The sequence below is a fragment of the Pseudomonas sp. GW821-FHT09A09 genome (assembly GCF_059418405.1).
This window is the reverse complement of record NZ_JBWKPU010000030.1, coordinates 68,241-88,403: the sequence shown is the minus strand read 5'-3', so window position 1 is coordinate 88,403 and position 20,163 is coordinate 68,241. Positions and strand designations below refer to the sequence as shown.

The 20,163-nt window shown below is 64.8% G+C and carries 19 protein-coding genes; all 19 read right to left on the bottom strand.

Annotated features, from left to right (window positions below; translation table 11 throughout):
- Positions 1–155 precede the first annotated feature (155 nt).
- The 19 genes from gspD to AC07OV_RS22965 all read right to left on the bottom strand — a co-directional run bounded on the left by gspD (position 156) and on the right by AC07OV_RS22965 (position 20,162).
- Entirely contained in the window at positions 156–2,279 is a 2,124-nt protein-coding gene (gene gspD, locus AC07OV_RS23055) for a type II secretion system secretin GspD (RefSeq protein ID WP_495093044.1), read from the bottom strand.
- A gap of 5 nt (positions 2,280–2,284) precedes the next feature.
- Positions 2,285–2,803 (bottom strand): type II secretion system protein, XpsN-like, encoded by a 519-nt coding sequence (locus AC07OV_RS23050; protein ID WP_495093043.1) that lies wholly within the window; start codon positions 2,801–2,803, stop codon positions 2,285–2,287.
- Positions 2,800–3,402 carry a type II secretion system protein GspM gene (gene gspM, locus AC07OV_RS23045; protein ID WP_495093042.1) on the bottom strand — a complete coding sequence of 201 codons (603 nt, stop codon included), beginning with the start codon at positions 3,400–3,402 and terminating at the stop codon, positions 2,800–2,802. The genes AC07OV_RS23050 and gspM overlap by 4 nt, the downstream gene beginning before the upstream one ends.
- Complete coding sequence (locus AC07OV_RS23040) at positions 3,377–4,369, bottom strand: PilN domain-containing protein (protein ID WP_495093041.1); 993 nt, start codon at positions 4,367–4,369, stop codon at positions 3,377–3,379. Before AC07OV_RS23040 ends, gspM begins: the two co-directional genes overlap by 26 nt.
- The gene (locus AC07OV_RS23035) at positions 4,366–5,067 is read right to left on the bottom strand and encodes a type II secretion system minor pseudopilin GspK (RefSeq protein WP_494998563.1); all 702 of its coding nucleotides are present in this window, start codon (positions 5,065–5,067) and stop codon (positions 4,366–4,368) included. The genes AC07OV_RS23040 and AC07OV_RS23035 overlap by 4 nt, the downstream gene beginning before the upstream one ends.
- A complete protein-coding gene (locus AC07OV_RS23030) occupies positions 5,064–5,645 on the bottom strand; it encodes a prepilin-type N-terminal cleavage/methylation domain-containing protein (protein ID WP_494998562.1) in 582 nt (193 codons plus the stop codon). The genes AC07OV_RS23035 and AC07OV_RS23030 overlap by 4 nt, the downstream gene beginning before the upstream one ends.
- Complete coding sequence (locus tag AC07OV_RS23025) at positions 5,642–5,974, bottom strand: type II secretion system protein (protein WP_494998561.1); 333 nt, start codon at positions 5,972–5,974, stop codon at positions 5,642–5,644. The genes AC07OV_RS23030 and AC07OV_RS23025 overlap by 4 nt, the downstream gene beginning before the upstream one ends.
- The gene (locus tag AC07OV_RS23020; protein WP_494998560.1) at positions 5,971–6,396 is read right to left on the bottom strand and encodes a GspH/FimT family pseudopilin; all 426 of its coding nucleotides are present in this window, start codon (positions 6,394–6,396) and stop codon (positions 5,971–5,973) included. The genes AC07OV_RS23025 and AC07OV_RS23020 overlap by 4 nt, the downstream gene beginning before the upstream one ends.
- A gap of 7 nt (positions 6,397–6,403) precedes the next feature.
- The gene (locus AC07OV_RS23015; protein WP_495093040.1) at positions 6,404–6,793 is read right to left on the bottom strand and encodes a type II secretion system protein GspG; all 390 of its coding nucleotides are present in this window, start codon (positions 6,791–6,793) and stop codon (positions 6,404–6,406) included.
- Between the two features lie 13 nt (positions 6,794–6,806).
- Positions 6,807–8,003, bottom strand: a complete 1,197-nt coding sequence (gspF, locus tag AC07OV_RS23010) for a type II secretion system inner membrane protein GspF (protein ID WP_495093039.1) — start codon at positions 8,001–8,003, stop codon at positions 6,807–6,809.
- A complete protein-coding gene (gene gspE / locus AC07OV_RS23005) occupies positions 8,000–9,697 on the bottom strand; it encodes a type II secretion system ATPase GspE (RefSeq protein ID WP_495093038.1) in 1,698 nt (565 codons plus the stop codon). Before gspE ends, gspF begins: the two co-directional genes overlap by 4 nt.
- Positions 9,698–10,025: 328 nt before the next feature.
- Positions 10,026–10,808, bottom strand: a complete 783-nt coding sequence (gene fecE, locus AC07OV_RS23000; protein ID WP_494998557.1) for a Fe(3+) dicitrate ABC transporter ATP-binding protein FecE — start codon at positions 10,806–10,808, stop codon at positions 10,026–10,028.
- A 4-nt stretch (positions 10,809–10,812) separates the two neighbouring features.
- Entirely contained in the window at positions 10,813–11,781 is a 969-nt protein-coding gene (locus tag AC07OV_RS22995; protein ID WP_495093037.1) for an iron chelate uptake ABC transporter family permease subunit, read from the bottom strand.
- Complete coding sequence (gene fecC, locus AC07OV_RS22990; protein ID WP_494998555.1) at positions 11,778–12,767, bottom strand: iron-dicitrate ABC transporter permease FecC; 990 nt, start codon at positions 12,765–12,767, stop codon at positions 11,778–11,780. The genes AC07OV_RS22995 and fecC overlap by 4 nt, the downstream gene beginning before the upstream one ends.
- 2 nt (positions 12,768–12,769) lie before the next feature.
- Entirely contained in the window at positions 12,770–13,690 is a 921-nt protein-coding gene (locus AC07OV_RS22985; protein ID WP_176998772.1) for a Fe(3+) dicitrate ABC transporter substrate-binding protein FecB, read from the bottom strand.
- A 246-nt stretch (positions 13,691–13,936) separates the two neighbouring features.
- Positions 13,937–16,327 (bottom strand): TonB-dependent siderophore receptor, encoded by a 2,391-nt coding sequence (locus tag AC07OV_RS22980; protein WP_495093036.1) that lies wholly within the window; start codon positions 16,325–16,327, stop codon positions 13,937–13,939.
- A 315-nt stretch (positions 16,328–16,642) separates the two neighbouring features.
- Positions 16,643–18,253: a gamma-glutamyltransferase family protein gene (locus tag AC07OV_RS22975; protein WP_495093035.1), complete on the bottom strand. Its 1,611-nt coding sequence runs from the start codon at positions 18,251–18,253 to the stop codon at positions 16,643–16,645.
- Positions 18,254–18,270: 17 nt separating this feature from the next.
- A complete protein-coding gene (locus AC07OV_RS22970; protein WP_494998551.1) occupies positions 18,271–19,362 on the bottom strand; it encodes a polyamine ABC transporter substrate-binding protein in 1,092 nt (363 codons plus the stop codon).
- Between the two features lie 20 nt (positions 19,363–19,382).
- Positions 19,383–20,162 carry an amino acid ABC transporter ATP-binding protein gene (locus AC07OV_RS22965; RefSeq protein ID WP_494998550.1) on the bottom strand — a complete coding sequence of 260 codons (780 nt, stop codon included), beginning with the start codon at positions 20,160–20,162 and terminating at the stop codon, positions 19,383–19,385.
- Position 20,163 lies beyond the last annotated feature (1 nt).

The following is a 20,163-nucleotide window of genomic DNA, read 5'->3' as shown; positions in this document are numbered from 1 at the left end:
TCAAGCCGGAGTGAGGGCATGCCGAGCCTAGGCGAGGCACCGAGTGTTGGGGCAAGAGCCCTTTTGGTTACTTTTGGGGCTCTTTTCCAAAAGTGACCCGCTGTAAGAGCGGAACCAATATCAGCCATCACACAGATAACGGATATGCCCCCGATCTACCGGTCCAAAGAGGGCCGCAACAACCGCATCTGCTCCCGATAATCATCCGTCACCTCCCGCGCCTGCCCACTGTTGGTCACCACCCGAGGCGTAATCAACACAATCAACTCCGTGCGCGCCTTGGACTTGCTGGTACTCCCAAACAACCAGCGCAACCCCGGAATCTTCCCCAGGTAAGGCACCGCACTCACCCCCTCAGCGTTGTCCTGCTTGATCAACCCCCCGAGCAACACCGTCTGCCCACTCTGCACCGCCACCTGGGTCGACACCGAGCGCGTCGAGATCCGCGGGTTCACCGGCGTGTCGCTGTTAGCCGCCGTATCCTGCGCATCGCTGACCTGCTGCTGGATGTCCATGTACACCAACCCACCCGGGTTGATCCGCGGCACCACGTCCAGGATCACCCCCGTCTGCACGTACTCCACACTGCTCAACGTCGTATCCGACACACCGGTATTCACGGTGGTCTGGCTGATGGGAATGTTGTCCCCCACCTGGATCTGCGCCGGTTGGTTGTTCATCACCACCAGCGACGGCGCCGACAGCACCTGGGTGCGCCCGTTCTTTTCCAGAGCATGCAGGGCCACTTGCAGGTTGGAGCTGACAAACGAATAGAACAACGAGTCCGTCGCCCCCAGCCCCGCCCCGCCGCCGCCCAGCGCGCCCTGGCTGCCGGAGGCGTTGGCCACCGTGGTGCTGGCGGAATTGCCGGCGAGACGCCCCAGGTACCACTGCACGCCCAGGTCCAGTTCACCGCTCAGTTTCACTTCCAGAATGCGCGTCTCGATCTGCACCTGCAGTGGCGGGTTGTCGAGCCGTTTGATTGCCGCTTCAATCTCCTTCCATTGCGCCGGACGTGTGCGCACCAGCAGTTGGTTACTGCTCTGTTGTGCGGTAATCCGCGTGCCGGCTTCGAGGTCGCTGCTGGGGGCGACGGTCTTTTCTTCCGGCTCAGGTTCGGGCTCATCCGCCATCGGGGGTGTGTTCTGCAAGCCGCCCATGCCGGGCGAGGCCAGGGTGGTGGTGCGCAACCCCGGCGCCACCTTGGCCGGCGTGTCGTCCTTGATCGCGCCGGTGCCGTAGATCTGCCGCAGGTACTTGGCCAGGTCGGCGGCTTTCATGTTGCGCACGTCGTAGACATACATCTGCGGCTCGTTGCCGCCGCCCTCGTCGATGGTGCGAATCCAATCCCCCACTTCACTGAGGTACTGCGGCTGGGACGAAATCGCCACCACCGAGTTGGTGCGCTCGATCGGCAGGAACCGCAGCATGCCCGCCAGGGGCATGCCGCTGTCGGGGCCGAACAGGTGTTGCAGCTCGGGCATCAGCTCGGCCACCGACGCGCGTTGCAGGCCAAACACGCCCACCGACATGCCTTTGAGCCAGTCCACGTCAAAGGTGTCGATGGTGTCCTGATAATTGGCCAACTCTTCCGGTGTACCGGCTAGGCTCAACACATTGCGCGCCGGGTCCACCAGCAGGAATGCATTCTCGCGAGCGAAAGGCTTGAGCAGTTTTTGCATCTCGGTGGCTGAGATATAGCGCAGCGGGAACAACCGTGCCGAGAGCCCGCTGGGCGGCTGGGCCACGCGCATCTGCGGCACCAGTTTGCCGGCCACGGCCTCGTTGGCCGGCAGGATCACGTAGCGCGAACCCTGGCGGATCATGGCGTTGTCGGTCCAGGACAGCAGGGTCTCGAGGATCGACAGTGCCTGCTGCTTGCTCACCGGCTTGGAGGTGGAAAAACTCACGCTGCCCTTCACGCCCTGGGCGATGCTGTAGTTCTCGTGCAGCAGGTCGCCCATCACGCTGTTGATCACCGCTTCGATGGGTTGGTCGGCGAAGTTGAACACGATGTCGCCGCCCTCCTCCTGTGCGCTCAGCGCCGCACCGGGTGCACGCACGAACTGCTGGCTACCGCGTATCAACTGGCGCTGCGGCGGCGTTTTTATCGACGGCTGCGGGCTTTCGGCCACCGACTGCTCGAGCGGCGGGCGTTGCGCGCCGGTGCCCTGCAGGGCCTCGTGCATCAGGTCCTCATCCGGGTCGGCACGGTCTGGAAAGGAGCCGCAGCCGCTCAAGGCAAGAGCGGTGGCCAGGCAAAACGTTGAGGTGCGCATATCGATCAAGGGAGAGGCTCGCGGGGCAAAGTCATCGGGGGGCGGCTGGACGGCGGCGGCAAGCGCTTGGCGTAAAGGCTCAAGGTCTGGGTGCGGCCGTCCAGGCTGAATCGGGCGTATTGCGGGGTGAGGTGTTCCAGGCGCCAACCATTGGGCAGCACCTGGCCCAGGCGCACCGTGAGGGTCGGGCCACTGGCCGGTTTGAGCATCGCCATCTGCAGGTTGCCGGTGATCATGATCCCGCTGAGGGTGAGGTTGGCCAGGCTCGACACCTGGGCCTTACCCACCACACGGTCGGGGCTGCGATCAGGGCTGAACAGCGGGGTTTGCCAAGTGGCGGCCAGGTCTTGCAGCGCGATACTCGGGGCTGTTTGCACACGGCTCGAAGGCTGGGCCGGGGCGCTGGGTTCGGGCAGCCACTGCGGTTCGTCGCCGATGCTGCTGAGGATCACCGCCATCAACACACCCAGCAACCCGGCCAGGCCGAGCAGGCCCCATTCCAGGGGGCGCAGTACGCTCGTCATGGCGTCACCCGCGCTGGTTGCAGGTAACCGCGCACCAGCAGGTGCACCACCAGCTGCCCCGCGCCACCAATGGCCGGGGCCTGCTGGCTGCGGCGGATACGCAACTCGTCGACGAATAGAAACGGCGGCTGGTATTCCAGTTCATGCAACAGCGCCTCCAAGGGTTCGATGGCGCAGTTCAGCGTGAGGCTGACCTTGACCTGGCGATACGGCTCGCCGTCATCCTGCTCCGGGGTGATGGGTTTGCGCTGGGTCAGGCGGCAGCCGCCGCCAAGGTCGGCATAGCTGTTGATCAAGTCGGCGAGGCGCTGCATCAGGTCGGCCGCGACCACATCAGGATCGTCTCCCGACAACAGGCTGGTGCTGCTGGCCGGGTCCTGGCGCGCCTGCTGCAATTGCTCGCGCAGCGCATCGCCCTGGCGCAGCACGCCGGCATAGCGTTGCTGCTGCTCGCGCAACTGATCGGCGCGCTCGCCCATCTCGCGCAACGGCCCGGCGAACCAACTGTCGATCAACAGCCAGTAGGCAGCGCCCACGACCAGCGCCAGGATCAGCAACGCCGAACCGCGACGTTCACGGGGTGTGAGGGGTCGGCGCATCGGCCACCTCCTGGCGCAGGTGGGCACGCAAGGCAAACTGGTCCTTGCCGGTGCGCGCATCCGGTTGAATCACCCCTTCGAACTGGGCGTTTTCCAGGCGATGACAGCCCTTGATCCGCGTGATCAGGCCACTGGCCTTGGCGCTTTGCCCAGAGAACGAGACTTCTCCGTCTTTCACGTCCAACTGGTCGATCCAGGTGTCGGCCGGCAGGCAGGTGGTCAGGTCATTAAGCAGCGCGGCCAGCGGGGGCTGCGCCAGTTTGCGGCGGGTGAGGTACTGCGCTGCACCCCGGGTGTTGAGCAATTGCTGGCGCAGGGCGTGCACCTCGGCGACCTGGGTTTTCTGTTGCTGGACACTGGCCTGCATGACGTCGAGCACGCGCTGGCGGTCGTTGAGCCACAGCAGCATCGCCGCGATCAGCAAGGCCCCGCACAGCCACGGCAGGCTGCGTTGCAAACCCTTGCCCGGTGGGTGCTGACGCGGTCGCAACGGCGCGGGCAGCAAGTCGACACCGAGGTCGCCCACTTCCACGCGGTGGGGCTGCAGGCCAAGGGCAGTGCAATCGGCGAGAATCCGGTCGAGGTGTTCGCGCAGGATCGCCACCAGCCGCACCTCCAGATGGGCCGGTGTGCGGCTCAGCGGCTGCGCGACGAAGTACAGCTGATCGGCGTTGAACGGGGTGTAGCGGTCCAGCTCATAGCCCACCACGGCGGTGAGGTTGCGCGACGCCGCCAGGGGCAACTGCACGGTTTGCAGCAACACGGCGTCGGTGGCCAACACCAGCACCTGGCGCGTGTTGCCCGGCGCAACCGGCTCGCTCAACGGCCAGTGATGACGCTGCTCGGGCGGCTCGTGAAGGGCCAGCCAGCCCGGCACACAGGCGCGTAATTCAGCCAGCCACAGGCGCCAGCCCTGTTGCAACAGGCTGCCGCGCCAATGCCGGGCAAGGGGTTCCAGTCGATTCATTCTTGCCACCGCACCACCCGGTAGGGTTGTGCGCTGTCCTCCGAGGGGCTCAATAAAACGGTGGCTTGCACGCGCGCCTGATACCCGCCCGGACGCTCAGCGCGGCTGTCGACCTGCAACACCAGGCCAGGGTCGGCGCCCTCGGCCTTCTGTTGCGGCAGGTTGAGGGCCTTGCGCATCAGCGGGCTGGCAAAAGCGGCGTCGGGGCGATCCAGGTCGCTCCACAAGGTGATTTCGGGCAGTAGTTGGCTGTAGAGCGCTTGCGTCATGCCCGGCAGCTGGCGCACTTCTTCCAGTACGCGGAACGGCGCCAAGCCCTGGTTGCGTCGGGTTTCGAGGGCCTTGGCCAACGCGCTCGCCTGGGCCTGGCTGGCCCCGCACGCCAGGGCCAGGCGCATGAAGTCATCCGCCTCGGCGTTGACCAGGTACAACTTACCGCGCTCGCTGCGCAGGCTGACGTGCAGGTGGGCGTCATCGAACGTCAGGGCAATCTGACGTCCGTCGACCACCCGGCGCGGGTCAGTCATGGCCAACGCGATACCGGCTTCGGCGGCCAGGACAGTCTGGGTATGTTGACGAAACCACAGCGCCTGGCGGCTCTCCAGCTGCACCCAGCCCACCAGCCCGCCCAGCAACACACTGAGCAACGCCAACACCCACAGCACCAGCAGCAGGGCTGCACCGCGCTGACACTTCATTCTCCCGCCGCCCCGCTGGCCAGGTTCAAGCGCAGCGCAATCACTTGAGTAACCCACGGCACCGGCCCGTTGAGCTGAGCAGCGATGCGCACCGCGTCAGGCAAGCGCCTGGGCCACGGCCACTCATTGAGCCAGCCGGTGGCCTGCCCCAACGGGGAGATGCCGCGATAACTCAATTGCAGGCCGTCTAGATCGTGAAGCAACACCTGAGGTTCGCGGTCGGAGAAACCCACCTGCAAATCCCTCTCGACGCGTTGCACGGTGAAACGCTGAATCCCGCCACCCAGCACCCCGGGCAAGGTCGAGACGAACTGCAAATGCTCGGGTGCACCGACAAAAAAACCTTCCGTTGCAGCCGCGTGGTCTACCCCGCTCAACGGCAGCGCTTCGCCGATGGCCGTGCGCAAGAACCGCTGGGCAGCGCGCACCTCGTCCAGGTTCACCGTGTAGCGCTGGGCCTTGGACACCGCGCGATTAGCCCCCAGTAATGCCCCGCCCACCAGCACCAGCAACACGGCGAGCAGGCTGAGCACCACCAGGATTTCCAGCAGCGTGAAGCCTTGCTCGCGGTGTTTCACAGGCGTGCCTTCAAGGTGCTGAAACGCGCCTGGTGCGAGCCCTCGCGAAGGCTCAAATCGAGGCGAAACACCTGGGGTTGCTGGCGGGTGCAGTTCAGTTGCCAGTGAATGCCATCCAACTCGCCCTGGCGAACGCCGACACTCAAGCGCCCCGCCGCCTCCTGATCAAAAATCGACAGCGCGGCGTGCGTGAGCCGATCACTGTGGGCCACCTGGGACAGCGAACGCGCACTCTGCCCGAACGCCACCAGCAACACGCTGCTGCACACCGCCATCAGCGTCAGCGCAGCGAGCATTTCCAGCAGGGTGAAACCGGCCTGGCGCTTCATGGCAGGGCCTTTGACTGCACGCTGCCGGTGAGCCAGCCGACATCGATGCGCCAACGCCGGGTGCCGCTGGCCAGCAGCAGGTTGCCCCCGGTGGAGCTGCCGTCGGGGTAGAACTCGACAGCCGGCCCCACCTGTTCGGCCGTGTGCAAGGTCACCTGCAACGGCTCGGGCCATTGCTGGGCCGTACGCCCCGGCGCCTGGAATGTCCTGGCGTGCAGGTCAAATTCGGTGCGCGCCGCTTGGCCGCCAATAATTGCCCCGGCCCGTGTGGCACGCAACGCCTCCACCATCTGCCCGACGGCACGGCGTTCCTTGGCGACCTGCAGCCCCTGGCGCACACCCAGGCCAAGCAAGCTGGCGGCGAGGCTGATCAACAGGATGACCACCAGCATCTCCAGCAAGGTAAAGCCGCGCTGGGCCATGGGCCGGTTATTCCCAGTTGCCCAGGTCGGCGTTGTAGCCTTCGCCACCGGGCTGGCCGTCACGGCCGTAGAAAATCAGGTCGAAAGGCCCATGCTCACCGGGGAAGCGATAGCCGAAGGCATGCCCGAAGGGGTCCTTGAGGTCCGAAGGCTTGGCGTAGCTACCGGGCTTGTCCACCAGCTGTTGCAGGGTGCCGGGCGGCGAGCCGACGTCCAGCGCATAGCTGTCGATCTTCATGCTCAGGCTGGCGAGCTGGGCCTTGCCGGCGCCGTACTTGCCCTTGTCCACATTGCCGCCAACCTGGCGCACCACAATGGTCGCGACGATGCCCAGCAGCACGATCACCGCGAGCATTTCGAGCAAGGTAAAACCGCCTTGGCGGCGTGAGGTTTTCATGGGGTCTGCTCCTTCATAAATGGCTGGTGAGGCTCATCAGCGGCAGCATGATCGCGAGCATGATCACCGCCACCAGCACGGCCATGACCACGGTCAGCGACGGCACCAGGGCGGCGAGCAGGCGGTCAATACCGCGCTTGGCTTCGACGTCGAAGATGTCGGCGACCTTGAGCAACATGCTGTCCAGTTCCCCGGCCTGTTCGCCGACGTCAATCATTTGCAGGGCCAGGTCGGGCAACAGGGGTTGAGTGCCAAAGGCGGCGCCCAGGGTGCCGCCGCCCTTGACCGACTCGGCCGCGACCGCGACTTGCGCCTGCAACGCGCGGTTGCTGCAGACTTGCCGGGCAATCACCAGGGCTTGCAGCAACGCCACCCCGTTGCTCAGCAGGGTGCCGAGGGTGCGCGCCAACCGGGCGGCTTCGACCCGTTGCAACAGCGGGCCAATCACGCGCACACCGAGCAGGCGTCGGTCGAAGGCTTCCCGGTGCCGGGGATCGCGCAGGCGAGCGGCGAGCCCCCAGGCAATCACCAGCAACCCGGCCAGCACCGCCCAGCCATAGCGGCTGAGGAACTCGCCCAGCGCAAGGATCGCCTCGGTGATCAGGGGAATCGGCACGCCGAGGTCCTCGAAAATCGGCACGAACTGCGGCACCACATACGCCAGCAACAGCGCCAGGGACCCCAGCACGCCGACCACCAGAAAGGCCGGGTAGATCAGCGCATTGATGACCTCGCCGCGCAACAACTGGCTGCGTTCCAGGTAGTCGCCGAGCTGGCGCAAGGTGCCTTCCAGCGCACCACCGGCTTCACCGGCGCGCACCATGCTCAGGTACAGCGGCGAGAAGCAGCTACCCTCCTCTTCCAGCGCAATCGACAACGGTTTGCCGGCCTTGACGTGATCGCGGATGCGCTCAATCAACGCCCGCACCTGCGGCTGGCCGGGCTGCTTGAGCAGCAGGCCCAGCGAGCGCTCAAGGGGCTGGCCGGCGCCCAGCAGCGTTGCCAGCTGCTGGGTGAAACTCACCAGTGCCGCGCCCTTCAACCGCCCGCGCGTCGCGTTCGACCTGAGGCCGCCCGCCGACTCGATCTGCAACAACAGCAGGCCACGCTTGTGCAAGAGGGCAACAGCGGCAGCCTGGTCCTTGGCTTCAAGCGTGCCGTTGTGGGCAGCGCCCTGGCTGTCCAGGGCACGGAACTTGAACAGGCTCACGCGCCCTCTCCCCGGGTGACGCGCAACACTTCTTCCAGTGACGTGATGCCTGCCAGCGCCTGGCGCAAACCTTCTTCATGCAAGGTGCGCAAACCGGCGCGGCGCGCGGCCTGCTCCAGGGTGGCGGCGTCGGCGTGACGCATCAGCAGGCTGCGCAATTCGTCGTTCATCACCAGCAATTCAGTGAGGGCGCTGCGGCCTTCATAACGGCCCCGGTAAAGCAGGATCGGGCGCGTGTCGGTCAAGCGGTCCAGGCCGTGTTCTGCGATCAACTCCGGGGGCGCTTCGAATGCTGTGCGCGTGGCCGGGTCCAGGCGTCGCACCAGGCGTTGCGCGAGGATGCCGCTGACGGTCGACGCGATCAGGTAGCTTTCGACGCCCATGTCGAGCAGGCGGGTAATGCTGGCCGCGGCGCTGTTGGTGTGCAGGGTGGAGAGCACCAGGTGGCCGGTGAGGGAAGACTGGATGGCGATGCGGCAGGTTTCCAGGTCGCGGATCTCGCCGATCATGATCACGTCCGGGTCCTGGCGCACGATGGAACGCAACGCCCCGGCGAAATCCAGGCCGATGGCGGGCTTGACCTGGATCTGGTTGATGCCTTCGAGCTGGTATTCCACCGGGTCTTCCACGGTGATGATCTTGCGCTCGGCGGTGTTGAGCCGCGACAACGCGGTGTACAGCGTGGTGGTCTTGCCCGAGCCGGTGGGCCCGGTCACCAGCAGAATACCGTGGGGCCGTTCCAGCAAGTCGAGGAAGGCCGCCAGGCGCTGGCCGTCGAAACCCAAGTGCTGAAAATCGAACTGCACGGTCTGGCGATCCAGCAGGCGCATCACCACCGACTCGCCAAAACTGGTGGGCACGGTGGACACCCGCAGGTCCAGCGCCTTGCCCTGGATGCGCAGCATGATGCGCCCATCCTGGGGCAGCCGGCGTTCGGCAATGTCCAGGCGCGCCATGATCTTCACCCGCGAGATCACTGCCGCCGACGAGCTGGCCGGTGGCGCCTCCGCCTCATGCAGCACGCCGTCGATGCGGTAGCGCACCTTGAGCTGGTTTTCGAAGGGTTCGATGTGGATGTCTGAGGCCCGCTGTTCCACGGCGCGCTGGAGGATCAGGTTGACCAGGCGAATCACCGGGGCTTCGGAGGCCATGTCCTTGAGGTGTTCGATGTCTTCCAGCGCACCGCTGCGCTCATCGAGGTTTTCGATGAGGGTGCCCATGGCCGAACGGCCCTGGCCGTAATAGCGTTCGATCAGCGTGTCGACTTCGGTGCGCGGGCCGACGGCCAGCCACACCGGCACCTGGCAGGCGTAGGCCAACGCCTGGAAGGCATAATGCTGCGCCGGGTGAGCGGCCAGAACGTGCAGGCCGTCTGAACTCCAGCCCATGGGCACCACTTGGTAGTGGCGCATGAAGCGTTCGGTGAGTGGGGGCAATGGGTCGAGCACCGGGGGCGCGGTATCCGCCAACAATAGCGGCGCGTTCAGCAGGTGGGCCCAGGCGCTGGCCAGTTCGATCTCGGAGACCAGGCCCAGGCGCGTGAGCAGGCCCAGCAGGTCGCTGGCATCTGTGGACAGGCGCTGGGCACGTTCCAGATCAACGGTTTTCAACCCAGCGTGCTGCCTCAGCCACGCGCACACTTGGTCTGTGTGCGGTATCTGCATATGGCAGGCATCGATAAGGGCTGACGACATAATGTTGGGTGTCTGGTTGCGAGAAAGTATGGCTATTTGGAACTACTGATAAGTGCCATTAGTTAGCCACGCCCGGAGACAAAGTTGGCCGGGTTAATCGACTGGAAGTTGCAACGCTAGTTCCTGAGATGGGGAAACAAACTGAAATGAATGGCCATCATCTGTCCCGGATTTCCGTGACAGTGCTGGCGCAGGCCTTGTGGTTTTTGGGCTTGGGCTGTGCTGCGGGAGACCTGATGCCTCAACTTTTCCTGGCACACCGCGGCGCGGGGCAAGCCCGCTCACTACAGGTTTTTATTAGTTGGGGAAGTCAGGGCGGCAATAACAATTAACGGGCGCTCTTTTCTATCAGGCACATGGGCGTGCCAGCCACTGGTTCATTGATGATTTGTACTTGCACATCGAATACCTGGCGCATCAATCCAACACTGATGACCGCAGCCGGGGCGCCATCGGCCACCAGGCGACCGCCATGCATCACGGCCAGGTGGTCGGCATAACGGCAGGCCTGGTTGATGTCGTGCAGCACGGTGATCACGGTCTTGCCCTCGGCGGCCAACTCCCCCATCAGGTCCAACAGCTCAACCTGATGGCTGATGTCGAGGTAGGTGGTGGGTTCATCCAGCAACACCACCGGCGCGTTTTGCGCCAGCACCATGGCGAGCCAGGCACGTTGGCGCTGGCCGCCGGACAAGTCCGCCAGCGCTCGGTCGGCCAAAACGTCCAGTTCCAGGCGTTGCATGGCCTGTGTCACATGGGACTGATCGCTGCCGCTCAAGCGCCCCCACAATGAGTTATGCGGGCTGCGGCCATAGGCAACCAACTGGCGCACGCTGACCCCTTCGGGCACCGGCAGCACTTGCGGCAAAAAGGCGATCTGCTGCGCCAACTGGCGGGCGGACAGGCTGGCGTAGGCCTGGCCGTCCAGGGTCAGTTCGCCCGCGCTCGGTTTGAGGATGCGTGCGAACGTCTTGAGCAAGGTGGACTTGCCGCAACCATTGGGGCCGATCAGCGCGGTGACTTTTCCGGCGGGCGGCGTGAACGACAGACCTTGCACAATGCGGGTGTCGCCGTAGCCGATGTCGAGCTGTCGTGCTTGAAGAATACTCATGGGATCAGCCCTTGAACCGTGCCAGCAACCAAAGAAAATACGGCGCGCCGATCACCGCTGTGAGCACCCCGGCGGGGATTTCACTGGGCGCAATCAACGTGCGCCCCAGCGTGTCGGCCAGCACCAGCAGCAGCGCGCCAATCAGCATCGCGGCGGGCAACAGCCACTGGTGATGCCCGCCCACCAGGCGCCGCGCCATATGCGGCGCGACCAGGCCGATAAAGCCGATTGGCCCGATCACGCCGACACCGAGGCTGGTGAGCAGCACCGCGCAGGCCATCGCCAGCCAGCGCGTACGCCGTAACGCTGTGCCCAGGCTATGGGCCGCTTCATCGCCCAGGGCGATCAGGTTCAGCGGCTTGGCCAGGCACAGGCCCAGCGGGATCAGCAGCAGGAACGGCAACACCAGCGCCACATGGTGCCAGTTGCGGCTCCACAGGCTGCCGGTGAGGGCGAGCAAGGCGGTGTTGATGTCCAGCGGGTGGGACAGGATCAGAAACTCGGTGACGCTGGACAAGGTCACCGCAATCGCCACCCCGGACAGCGCAAAACGCACGCCGGAAAAACTCACGCCGGTGTTGTACAGCGCCAGCAGTAACGCACCACCGGCACCGCCCAGGCAGGCCACCAGCGGCAACCAGGCAATCGGCAAGTGCGGCCAACTGATGATCGCCACGGTCAGCGCCAGGCCTGCGCCCTGGGTCACGCCGAGGATTTCCGGCGAGGCCAGCGGGTTACGGATCACGCCCTGCACAATCGCCCCGGCCAGGCCGAAGGCGGCACCGGCCAGGATTGCGATCAGGCTGCGCGGCAGGCGGTGGTTCCACACCTCGAAGTCGAGGGCATCGTGGGCCAGCAGGCGCTCCAGCACGGTGGCGGGCTTGAGCCACAAGGTACCGGCACTGAGGCTGATAAAGGTCGCCAGCAGCAACAAGGCGAGCAGCAGCCACAGGCGCAATCGAGGGCGGATCATAGGGTGCGCCTGGCAAGAAACAGGAAGAACGGTGCACCGATCAGCGCAGTGACCACGCCGGCCGGGGTTTCCACCGGGAACGCCACGGCGCGGCTGAGCAGGTCGGCGCCCAGCACGATCACCGCGCCCAAGGCGGCACTCAGGGGGATCAGCCAGCGGTAGTCGTTGCCCAGGAACTGGCGAATGATGTTCGGCGCAATCAACCCGACAAAGCCAATCGGCCCCACCGCGCAGACACTCGCGCCCACCAGCAACAGGCTGGCGACAAACACCTGCAGGCGCAGGCTGGCGATGCCGACCCCCAGGGAGCGAGCGGCGTCTTCGCCGAGGTTGATCAGGTTCAAGCGCGGCGCGCACCACAGCGCCCACAGGCCACCGATCAGGGTGCACGGCCACAGCAGCTGAACTTGCGCGGCGCCCACATTGGCCAACGAACCGGCCAGCCAGTTGAGCACGCTTTGCGCCTGGGCTTCGACCAGGATCACCGTGAGCCGAGTCAGTGCCGCGCACAACGCGGCGACGGCGACGCCGGCCAATACCAGCCGCCCTTGCGCCGTGGCCGGCGACCACGCACCGCCCAGACTGAACACGGTGATCCAGGCCAGCGCACCACCCACGCAGGTCATCAACAGCGCGCCACCGGCAAACGGCAGCGCCACCAGACCGGTGGAAAACAGCGCCAAGCCGAGCGCCGCGCCGGCCGTCACGCCAAACAACGACGGCGAAGCCAGGCGGTTGCGGGTAATGCCCTGCATCAGCGCGCCGGCTAGGCCCAGGCAGGCGCCGACCAACGCTGCGCACACCGCACGCGGCACGCGCAACTGGGCGACGATGTAGGCCATGTTGCCGCCCACGCTGCCCTGGTGCACCAGGCCATTCCAGGCATCTGCCGGGGTGATCACGAACGGCGACCAGCTGTACAGCGAGTACCAGAACAACAGGACCCCCAGCAGCACAATGCCGAGGGCGGCGAGACTACGCTGCACGGTTATTGGCTCAATACGGCGTTGCCGCCCTTGAGAATCGCCAGCGCATCTTCAGCAATCTGCTCGGAGGCCAACACGCCCCGATTACGCGCCCAGCTGTCGCCGTCCACTTCGGCTACGTGCTTGTTGCGAACCGCGCCGAGCACTTGCCACAAGGGTTGTTTGCTCCAGGTATCGACAATGCTGGGGCGGCGGTAATGACCCACCAGCAGCCAGCCCGGGTCCAGCGCCAGCAGTTGTTCCAGGCTGACGAACTCGGTGGGCGCGGCGTTGGTGCGTACCGACGGCACTTTCAGCCCGATGGCTTGCAGCACGCTGCCGGCGTAGGAGTCCGGGCCGTGCACGGAGAAGCTGTCTTCACGGGCAACGCCGAACAACACGCTGGCGCCGGCGGGAATCTGCTGGGCAATGGCCTTGAGGTTTGCACGGTTCTGCTGGATTCGCGCTTCCATCTGCGGGCTCCTGCCCAGGGCCTTGCCGATCAATTCGGCGGACTTGAGGCTGCCCTCGTAATCTTCCCCGCGTGACGGCAGTAACAAGGTGGGTGCGATGCTCGACAGGTCGCTGTACAACGCCTGGTGACGGTTGAGGTCGGCGACGATCAGGTCCGGCTTGAGCCGCGCGATTTCCTCGATGCTCGGCTGCGAGCGCAGGCCCACGGATGTCCATTGGCCGATGGCCTGGCGTACACGAGGCAATACGCGATTGGCATCACCATCATCGGCGGCGCCTACCGGGGTCACATCGACGGCGGCGAGGCTGTCGAGAAAGGAGAATTCCAGCACCACCACGCGCTTGGGCGCGTCGGGCAGATGCACGGTGTGCTGGCCGTCATTGAGGTCGATGGGGGCAGCGTTCAGTACGCTTGAAGACAACGCCAGGAGGCAGGCGGCAAGGGTCGGGATGGAGCGCAGCAGTCGCATGGCAAGGTCCTCGGCGTTAAAACACCCCGGCTAGACGGGCCGGGGAAAACGGCGGGTACTATTCCATATCGTGGCGGCGCAATCAAAAAACATTCTCATTGGCGCCGCCCATCGGGCATTGGGTGAGCTTTCTGTGGGAGCTGGCTTGCCTGCGATGCAGGCGCCTCGGGGTGTCAGATGTACCAAGGTGATGCCATCGCAGGCAAGCCAGCTCCCACACAAGCCCACATGCATCAGGATCAGCGGTTAGAAGTCGACCGTGGCGGAAAGCAGGTAGGTACGAGGGGTCGACAAGGTGAGCCCCGGTTCGCTGTCATCCGAGGCACCGGCCGAGCTCCAGTAACGTTTATCGGCGACGTTCTCCACGTTCGCGCGCAGGGTCACGTGTTTATCGTCCACTTTGAAGGCGTAGCGCGCGCCCACGTCGAGGCGGTTCCAGGCGTCGATTTCCTTGACGTTGGACTGGTCCAGGTACTGCGAGCTGGAGTAAATGCCACGGCTGGTCAGGGTCAGGCCTTCCAGCCCCGGCACATCCCACTCGGCGCCCAGGTTGACGTTGTATTTGGGCGTGGCCGGGGCGCGGTTGCCGTCCCAGGTGCCGTTGGTGGTGTTTTGGAGTTTGCTGTCGATGTACATCACACCGCCGAGCAAGCGCACACCCTTGAGCGGTTCGCCGAACACGCTCAGTTCCGCCCCGGTGTTCTGGCGCTTGCCATTGGGGCCGAACACCCGCGTGGTGGCGTTGGTTTCATAGGCTGGCTGCTTGATGCGGAACACGGCGGCCGTGACCGCGAAGGCGCCGGCGTCGTACTTGGCGCCCACTTCCACCTGGCGGCTGATGAAGGGCGGGAAGATCTGGTCTTCGTTGATCGAGGTGGACGGCGCGATCTTGCCCTGGCTCAAGCCTTCCATGTAGTTGGCGTACAGCGACAGCTTGTCGGTGGCCTTGAACAGCAGCCCGCCCGACGGCGAGACTTTTTCTTCGTCGTAGGCGGTGTCGCCCTTGATGCCATCGCTCCAGTCATCCACCTTGACCCGCTGCCAGCGTGCTCCGAGGGTGAGCAACAGGCGGTCGTCGAAGAAGCCCAGGGTGTCGGAGAGTGCCACGCCACTGAACTTGTTTTCGGTGTAGACCTTGGCGTCTTGTCGCGTCGCCGTGGACGGTGTCGGGGTTTGCACGGGGTTGTAGAGATTGCTCGGCGCGGCGGCATAACGTGCGCCGCCGTTGGTGAAGTCCATGTCGAAGTAGCTGGCGGCCAGGTTGACCTCGTGGCTCACTGGCCCGGTGTGGAACCAGTTGCGCACGCCAGCCGTGTAGGTGCGCACGTTTTCATCGCGGGTGAAGTCACGCGGCAGCACGCTGAAATCACCTGCCGCATTGCTGACGGAGACCGCATGACGCAGGAAGTCGTGGTTGCTTTTGCGTAAGCCGACACCGCCGTACAGCATCACATCATCGCTCACATCATATTCAGCGTTGAACGTACCAAAGGTGTCCTTGGTGCGCGCCTTGCTCCAGGCTTGCGCATAGTTATGGCGCACGTCGTTGGCGCTGGGCACGGGCGCGGCAGCCGCGACCTGGACACGCTCCTGGGGCGCGTCGGTGTTGCGTTCGGTGTGGCCGATGTCGGTGGAAAGGCGCAGGCGCTCGCCACGGAAATCCAGGCCCAGCACGGCCATTTCGCGGTCGACGCTCTGGTGGTCCCAGTCGGTGTCGCCCGCCTGTTTCACGCCGTTGAAGCGGATACCGAATTTATTGTCTTCACCAAAGCGCCGCCCCACGTCTACCGCCCCGCCCGCCTGGCTTTCGGAGGCCCAGGTGCCGGTGAACGAGTTGATGTCCTTGTCGGTGGCGCGCTTGGGCACCACGTTGATCCCGCCGCCCACGCTGCCCCTTGGCGAGATGCCGTTGATCAATTGGCTGGGGCCTTTGAGGATGTCGACGCGGTCGGCCATTTCCATGTCGATGGTGTAGGTGGGCAGCACGCCGTAGAGACCGTTGTAGGCCACATCACTGTTGAACAGGCTGAAGCCGCGAATGGTGAACTGCTCGTAACGCCCACCGGCCGGGTTGGTGGCGCGTACCGACGGGTCGGCGGCGATCAGGTCGCCCAGGGTGCGGGCCTGTTGGTTTTTCACCGCTTCGGCGGTGTAGGTGGTGATGCTGAACGGGGTCTCCATGAAGTCCCGCGTACCGAGCATGCCCTGCGCAGTGCGACGCGCCACCTGGCCACCGGCGTAGGTATCGCCGTCGTACAGGCCGGTGGTGCCGAGGATTGAGGTCGGTGCCAGTTCCAACGTACTGCCGTCCGGCGCCGGCACCAGCATGTAGGCCTGCGCGCCCATCGATTGCAGCTGCAGGCCGGAGCCTTGCAGCAGGCGGGCAAAGCCCTCCTCCACCCCGAACTCGCCCGATAAACCGCTGCTGGTGCGCCCGCTGACCAAGGCAGGGTCTACCGACAGGTTGACCCCCGCCAAACCGGCAAAACGGGTAAGCGCCGCGCTCAGGCTGCCGGCCGGCACCTGGTAGCTGCGGCGGGTTGTGGTGTCTTCGGCATAGCTGACGGCGGCGAAGAACGGGCTGGCGCTGAGGCTCAGCAGCAGGCTCAACTTGAGCAAGGGACGGACAACGGGCATTGGAGGAAGCTCTCGATTTTGTTCACTTACCTGGAATGACCGGTGACGGCAAAAAAAGGGACAGGCTTGTTCAATTATTTTATCAAGGCCTCCCCAAAATCTGTGAATCCCCCAGAATCTGTAGTGAGCGGGCTTGCCCCGCGCTGTGGTGTGTCAGGTGAGGATAGGGTGTCGGGTAGGCCGCGGCGCGGGGCGAGCCCGCTCACTACAGGATGTGGGTGAGGTTGGAGGTGGGCGAAATCTGTAGTGAGCGGGCTTGCCCCGCGCCGCGGTGTGTCAGGGTGAACCGCGGCGCCGGTGAAGGTTGGAGCCGGGTTACCACACCGCGATATGGGAATCTGTGCGAGGTTCGGTGCCGCCGTACAGCACTCCGCTGACCGGGTCGCGCAGGATGATCTGCCCGCGGCCATAGTCGGTGAGGTCACTGTCGATCTGCACCTTGTGGCCGCGCCGCGCCAGGGCGTTGGCGAGGTCGCGGGAGGCGCCCTGTTCGATGCCGACCTTCATGTCACCCAGCCATTGCCAGCGCGGTGCATCCAACGCCGCTTGCGGGTTGAGGCCGAAATCCACCAGGTTCATCACCATCTGCACATGCCCCTGGGGCTGCATGTAGCCGCCCATCACGCCAAACGGGCCGAGGGCCTGGCCGTCTTTGGTGAGGAAGCCGGGGATGATGGTGTGGAAGGTTTTCTTGCCCGGCGCCAGGCAGTTGGCATGGGCCGGATCGAGGCTGAATTCCTGCCCTCGGTTCTGTAGGGCAATGCCGCTGTCAGGCAGCACCACGCCGGAACCGAAGCCGTGGTAGTTGCTCTGGATGAACGAAACCATGTTGCCCTCGGCGTCGGCCGTGGCCAGGTACACCGTACCACTGGCATGGGGGTCGCCAGGTTTGGGCGGCTGGGCGTGCTCGCCGATCTGGGCGCGGCGCCGGCGGCTGTAATCATCACTGAGCAAATCCGCCACGGCCACGCGCATGTGCAGCGGGTCGGTGATGTAGTGCAGACCGTCGCTGTAGGCAAGCTTCATGGCCTCCAACTGGCGGTGCCAGGTCTGCTGGCTGTCGCGGTGATCGAAGCTGAAACCTTCGAGGATCTTGAGCGCCATCAACGCCACCAGGCCTTGGCCGCTCGGGGGGATTTCCCACACATCCACGCCCCGATAATTGATGTGGATCGGGTCCACCCACTGGGCGCGGTAGTCCTTGAGGTCGCTGGCCCGCAGGTAGCCGCCACTGGCACGCGAATGGGCGTCCAGGCGTTCGGCCAGGGCGCCGCGATACAGGCTTTCGCACCGGGTGGCGGCGAGTTCTTCGAGGGTGCGGGCCTGGGCCGGGTTGCGGAATATCTCCCCGGCGCGAGGTGCGCGGCCGTCCATCAGGAAGGTGTCGAACCAGGCCTCCAGGACCGGGTCACGGTGGGGGCTGAACTCATCCAGCGCGGCCTGCCACAGCTGGGCGATCACCGGCGACAGCGGGAACCCGTCACGCGCCAGGCGGATGGCCGGTTGCAGCAACTCGGCAAACGGCAACTGGCCGAAGCGCTGGGACAGCTCGGCCCAGGCCGATGGGCAGCCGGGCACAGTGACCGGCGTCCAGCCATACAGCGGCATCTGGTCGTGCCCCGCCGCTTTCACCGCCTCGATACTCAAGGCGGCCGGCGCGTGGCCGTTGCCATTCAAACCATGCAGCTGGCCCTTGCACCAGACCAAGGCAAACGCATCGCCCCCCAGGCCACAGCCGGTGGGCTCCACCACGGTCAACGCGGCCGCCGTGGCGATGGCCGCATCGATGGCGTTGCCGCCCTTTTGCATGATCTCGATGCCGGCCTGGGCGGCCAAAGGTTGGGAAGCCGCGACCATGCCGCGCCTGGCGAACACGCTCTGGCGTTGGGAGGGATAGGGATACTCGTGAGCAGAAAATTTCAACATGGCAGGGACTCTTCGATTCATTGGCCGGACTTGATGCGGTTCCATTCCCGGGTCATCAGGCGCTGGATGTTTTCCGGCAGGTCGGCGGAGACAAAGGTGTGGTTGATCACGTCATCACCGGGATAGATGCCCGGGTTGCCACTGACCTTGGGGTCCATCAGGGGCGTGGCGTCTTTGTTCGGGTTGGCATAGCCCACGTAGTCGCTGACGGGCGCGATCACCTCGGGGCGCAGCAGGTAGTTGATCAAGGCGTGGGCATTGGTTGGGTTGGCGGCGTCCTTGGGAATGGCGAGCATGTCGAACCACAGGTTCACGCCTTCCTTGGGGATCAGGTAGCGGATGTCGATATTCTTACCGGCTTCCTTGGCGCGGCTCTGGGCCTGCATCACGTCGCCGGAATACCCCACTGCCACGCAGATATCACCGTTGGCCAGGTCGGCGGTGTATTTCGAGGAGTTGAAGTAGGTTACCGACGGGCGCAGCGCCATCAGCCGCGTCGAGGCCTGCTTATAGTCGTCGGGCTTGGTGCTGTTGGGGTCCAGGCCGAGGTAAAGCATGACCTGGGGGATGATCTTCACCGGCGCATCGAGGAACGCCACGCCGCAGCTTTTGAGCTTGGCCAGATTGGCCGGCTCGAAGACCATCGACCACGAATCCAGCACCGCGTCCTTACCCAGCACGGCGCGCACTTTCTCTGCGTTGTAGCCGATGCCCACGGTGCCCCACATGTACGGCACAGCGTAGCGGTTGCCTGGGTCGGCAGCTTGCAGGCGTTGCATCAGGCGCGGGTCGAGGTGCTTCCAGTTGTCGAGCAAATTGCGTTGCAGCGGCTGGTACGCACCGGCGCGGATCTGCTTGGACAGGAACTGGCTGGACGGCACCACCACGTCGTAGCCCGAGTGCCCGGAGAGCAACTTGGCTTCGAGCATTTCGTTGGTGTCGAAAATGTCGTATTGCACCTTGATGCCGCTGTCTTGCTCAAAGTTCTTCAGAGTGTCAGGGCCGATGTAGTCGGACCAGTTGTAGACCTTGACCACCGAGTCGGCAGCCTGGCCCATGGGCACAACAACGGCATAGCACAGCGCCGCAAACACGCTCGATAAACGCATGGCACAGTTCCTTGTAAGGGTCATAACACGCGGCTGAGAAAGGCCCGGGTACGGGGATGGCTGGGGTGGCTGAAGATCTGTTCCGGCGGCCCTTGTTCGATAAGCTCGCCCTGGTCGAGCACCACCACGCGGTCGGCCACTTCACGGGCAAAGCCCATTTCGTGGGTGACCACCACCATGGTCATGCCCTCCTCGGCCAGCTCCTTCATCACTTGCAGCACTTCGCCGACGGTTTCCGGGTCGAGGGCGCTGGTGGGTTCGTCGAACAGCATGGCCTGGGGTTTCATCGCCAGGGCGCGAGCAATCGCCACCCGCTGTTGCTGGCCGCCGGAAAGCATCGACGGGTAATGGCTGGCCTTGTCCGCCAGGCCCACCCGCGCCAGCAAGCCACGGGCCTGTTCCAAGGCTACGGCGCGTGGCGTGCCGAGCACGTGAATCGGTGCTTCGATGATGTTTTCCAGCGCCGTCATGTGAGGGAACAGGTTGAAGCGTTGGAACACCATCCCAATGTCGCGGCGCTGGCGGGCAATATTGCGTTCCGAGTCGCGCACCAGGCTGCCGTCGCTGCGTTCGCGATAGCCCATGGCGCGGCCGTTGACGCGGATGCGCCCGCCCTGGATGTCTTCGAGCAGGTTGATGCAGCGAATGAAAGTGGTCTTGCCCGAACCCGAGGCGCCGATCAGCACCACCACTTCGCCACGTCGTACTTGCAGGGAGATGCCCTTGAGAATCTGCAGGTCGCCAAACGACTTGTGCAGGTCGAGGGCTTCGATGATCAGTTCTTCACTTTGGTGCGCCATG

Coding starts and splice junctions, on each gene's coding strand:
- AC07OV_RS23025 (WP_494998561.1), bottom strand. CDS start 5,974: ATGAAGCGCCAGGCCGGTTTCACCCTGCTGGAAATGCTCGCTGCGCTG.
- gspE (WP_495093038.1), bottom strand. CDS start 9,697: ATGTCGTCAGCCCTTATCGATGCCTGCCATATGCAGATACCGCACACA.
- gspD (WP_495093044.1), bottom strand. CDS start 2,279: ATGCGCACCTCAACGTTTTGCCTGGCCACCGCTCTTGCCTTGAGCGGC.
- AC07OV_RS22975 (WP_495093035.1), bottom strand. CDS start 18,253: ATGTTGAAATTTTCTGCTCACGAGTATCCCTATCCCTCCCAACGCCAG.
- AC07OV_RS22970 (WP_494998551.1), bottom strand. CDS start 19,362: ATGCGTTTATCGAGCGTGTTTGCGGCGCTGTGCTATGCCGTTGTTGTG.
- fecE (WP_494998557.1), bottom strand. CDS start 10,808: ATGAGTATTCTTCAAGCACGACAGCTCGACATCGGCTACGGCGACACC.
- AC07OV_RS23020 (WP_494998560.1), bottom strand. CDS start 6,396: ATGGCCCAGCGCGGCTTTACCTTGCTGGAGATGCTGGTGGTCATCCTG.
- AC07OV_RS22985 (WP_176998772.1), bottom strand. CDS start 13,690: ATGCGACTGCTGCGCTCCATCCCGACCCTTGCCGCCTGCCTCCTGGCG.
- AC07OV_RS22965 (WP_494998550.1), bottom strand. CDS start 20,162: ATGGCGCACCAAAGTGAAGAACTGATCATCGAAGCCCTCGACCTGCAC.
- AC07OV_RS23035 (WP_494998563.1), bottom strand. CDS start 5,067: ATGAAGTGTCAGCGCGGTGCAGCCCTGCTGCTGGTGCTGTGGGTGTTG.
- AC07OV_RS22980 (WP_495093036.1), bottom strand. CDS start 16,327: ATGCCCGTTGTCCGTCCCTTGCTCAAGTTGAGCCTGCTGCTGAGCCTC.
- AC07OV_RS23015 (WP_495093040.1), bottom strand. CDS start 6,793: ATGAAAACCTCACGCCGCCAAGGCGGTTTTACCTTGCTCGAAATGCTC.
- AC07OV_RS22995 (WP_495093037.1), bottom strand. CDS start 11,781: ATGATCCGCCCTCGATTGCGCCTGTGGCTGCTGCTCGCCTTGTTGCTG.
- AC07OV_RS23040 (WP_495093041.1), bottom strand. CDS start 4,369: ATGAATCGACTGGAACCCCTTGCCCGGCATTGGCGCGGCAGCCTGTTG.
- AC07OV_RS23050 (WP_495093043.1), bottom strand. CDS start 2,803: ATGACGAGCGTACTGCGCCCCCTGGAATGGGGCCTGCTCGGCCTGGCC.
- gspM (WP_495093042.1), bottom strand. CDS start 3,402: ATGCGCCGACCCCTCACACCCCGTGAACGTCGCGGTTCGGCGTTGCTG.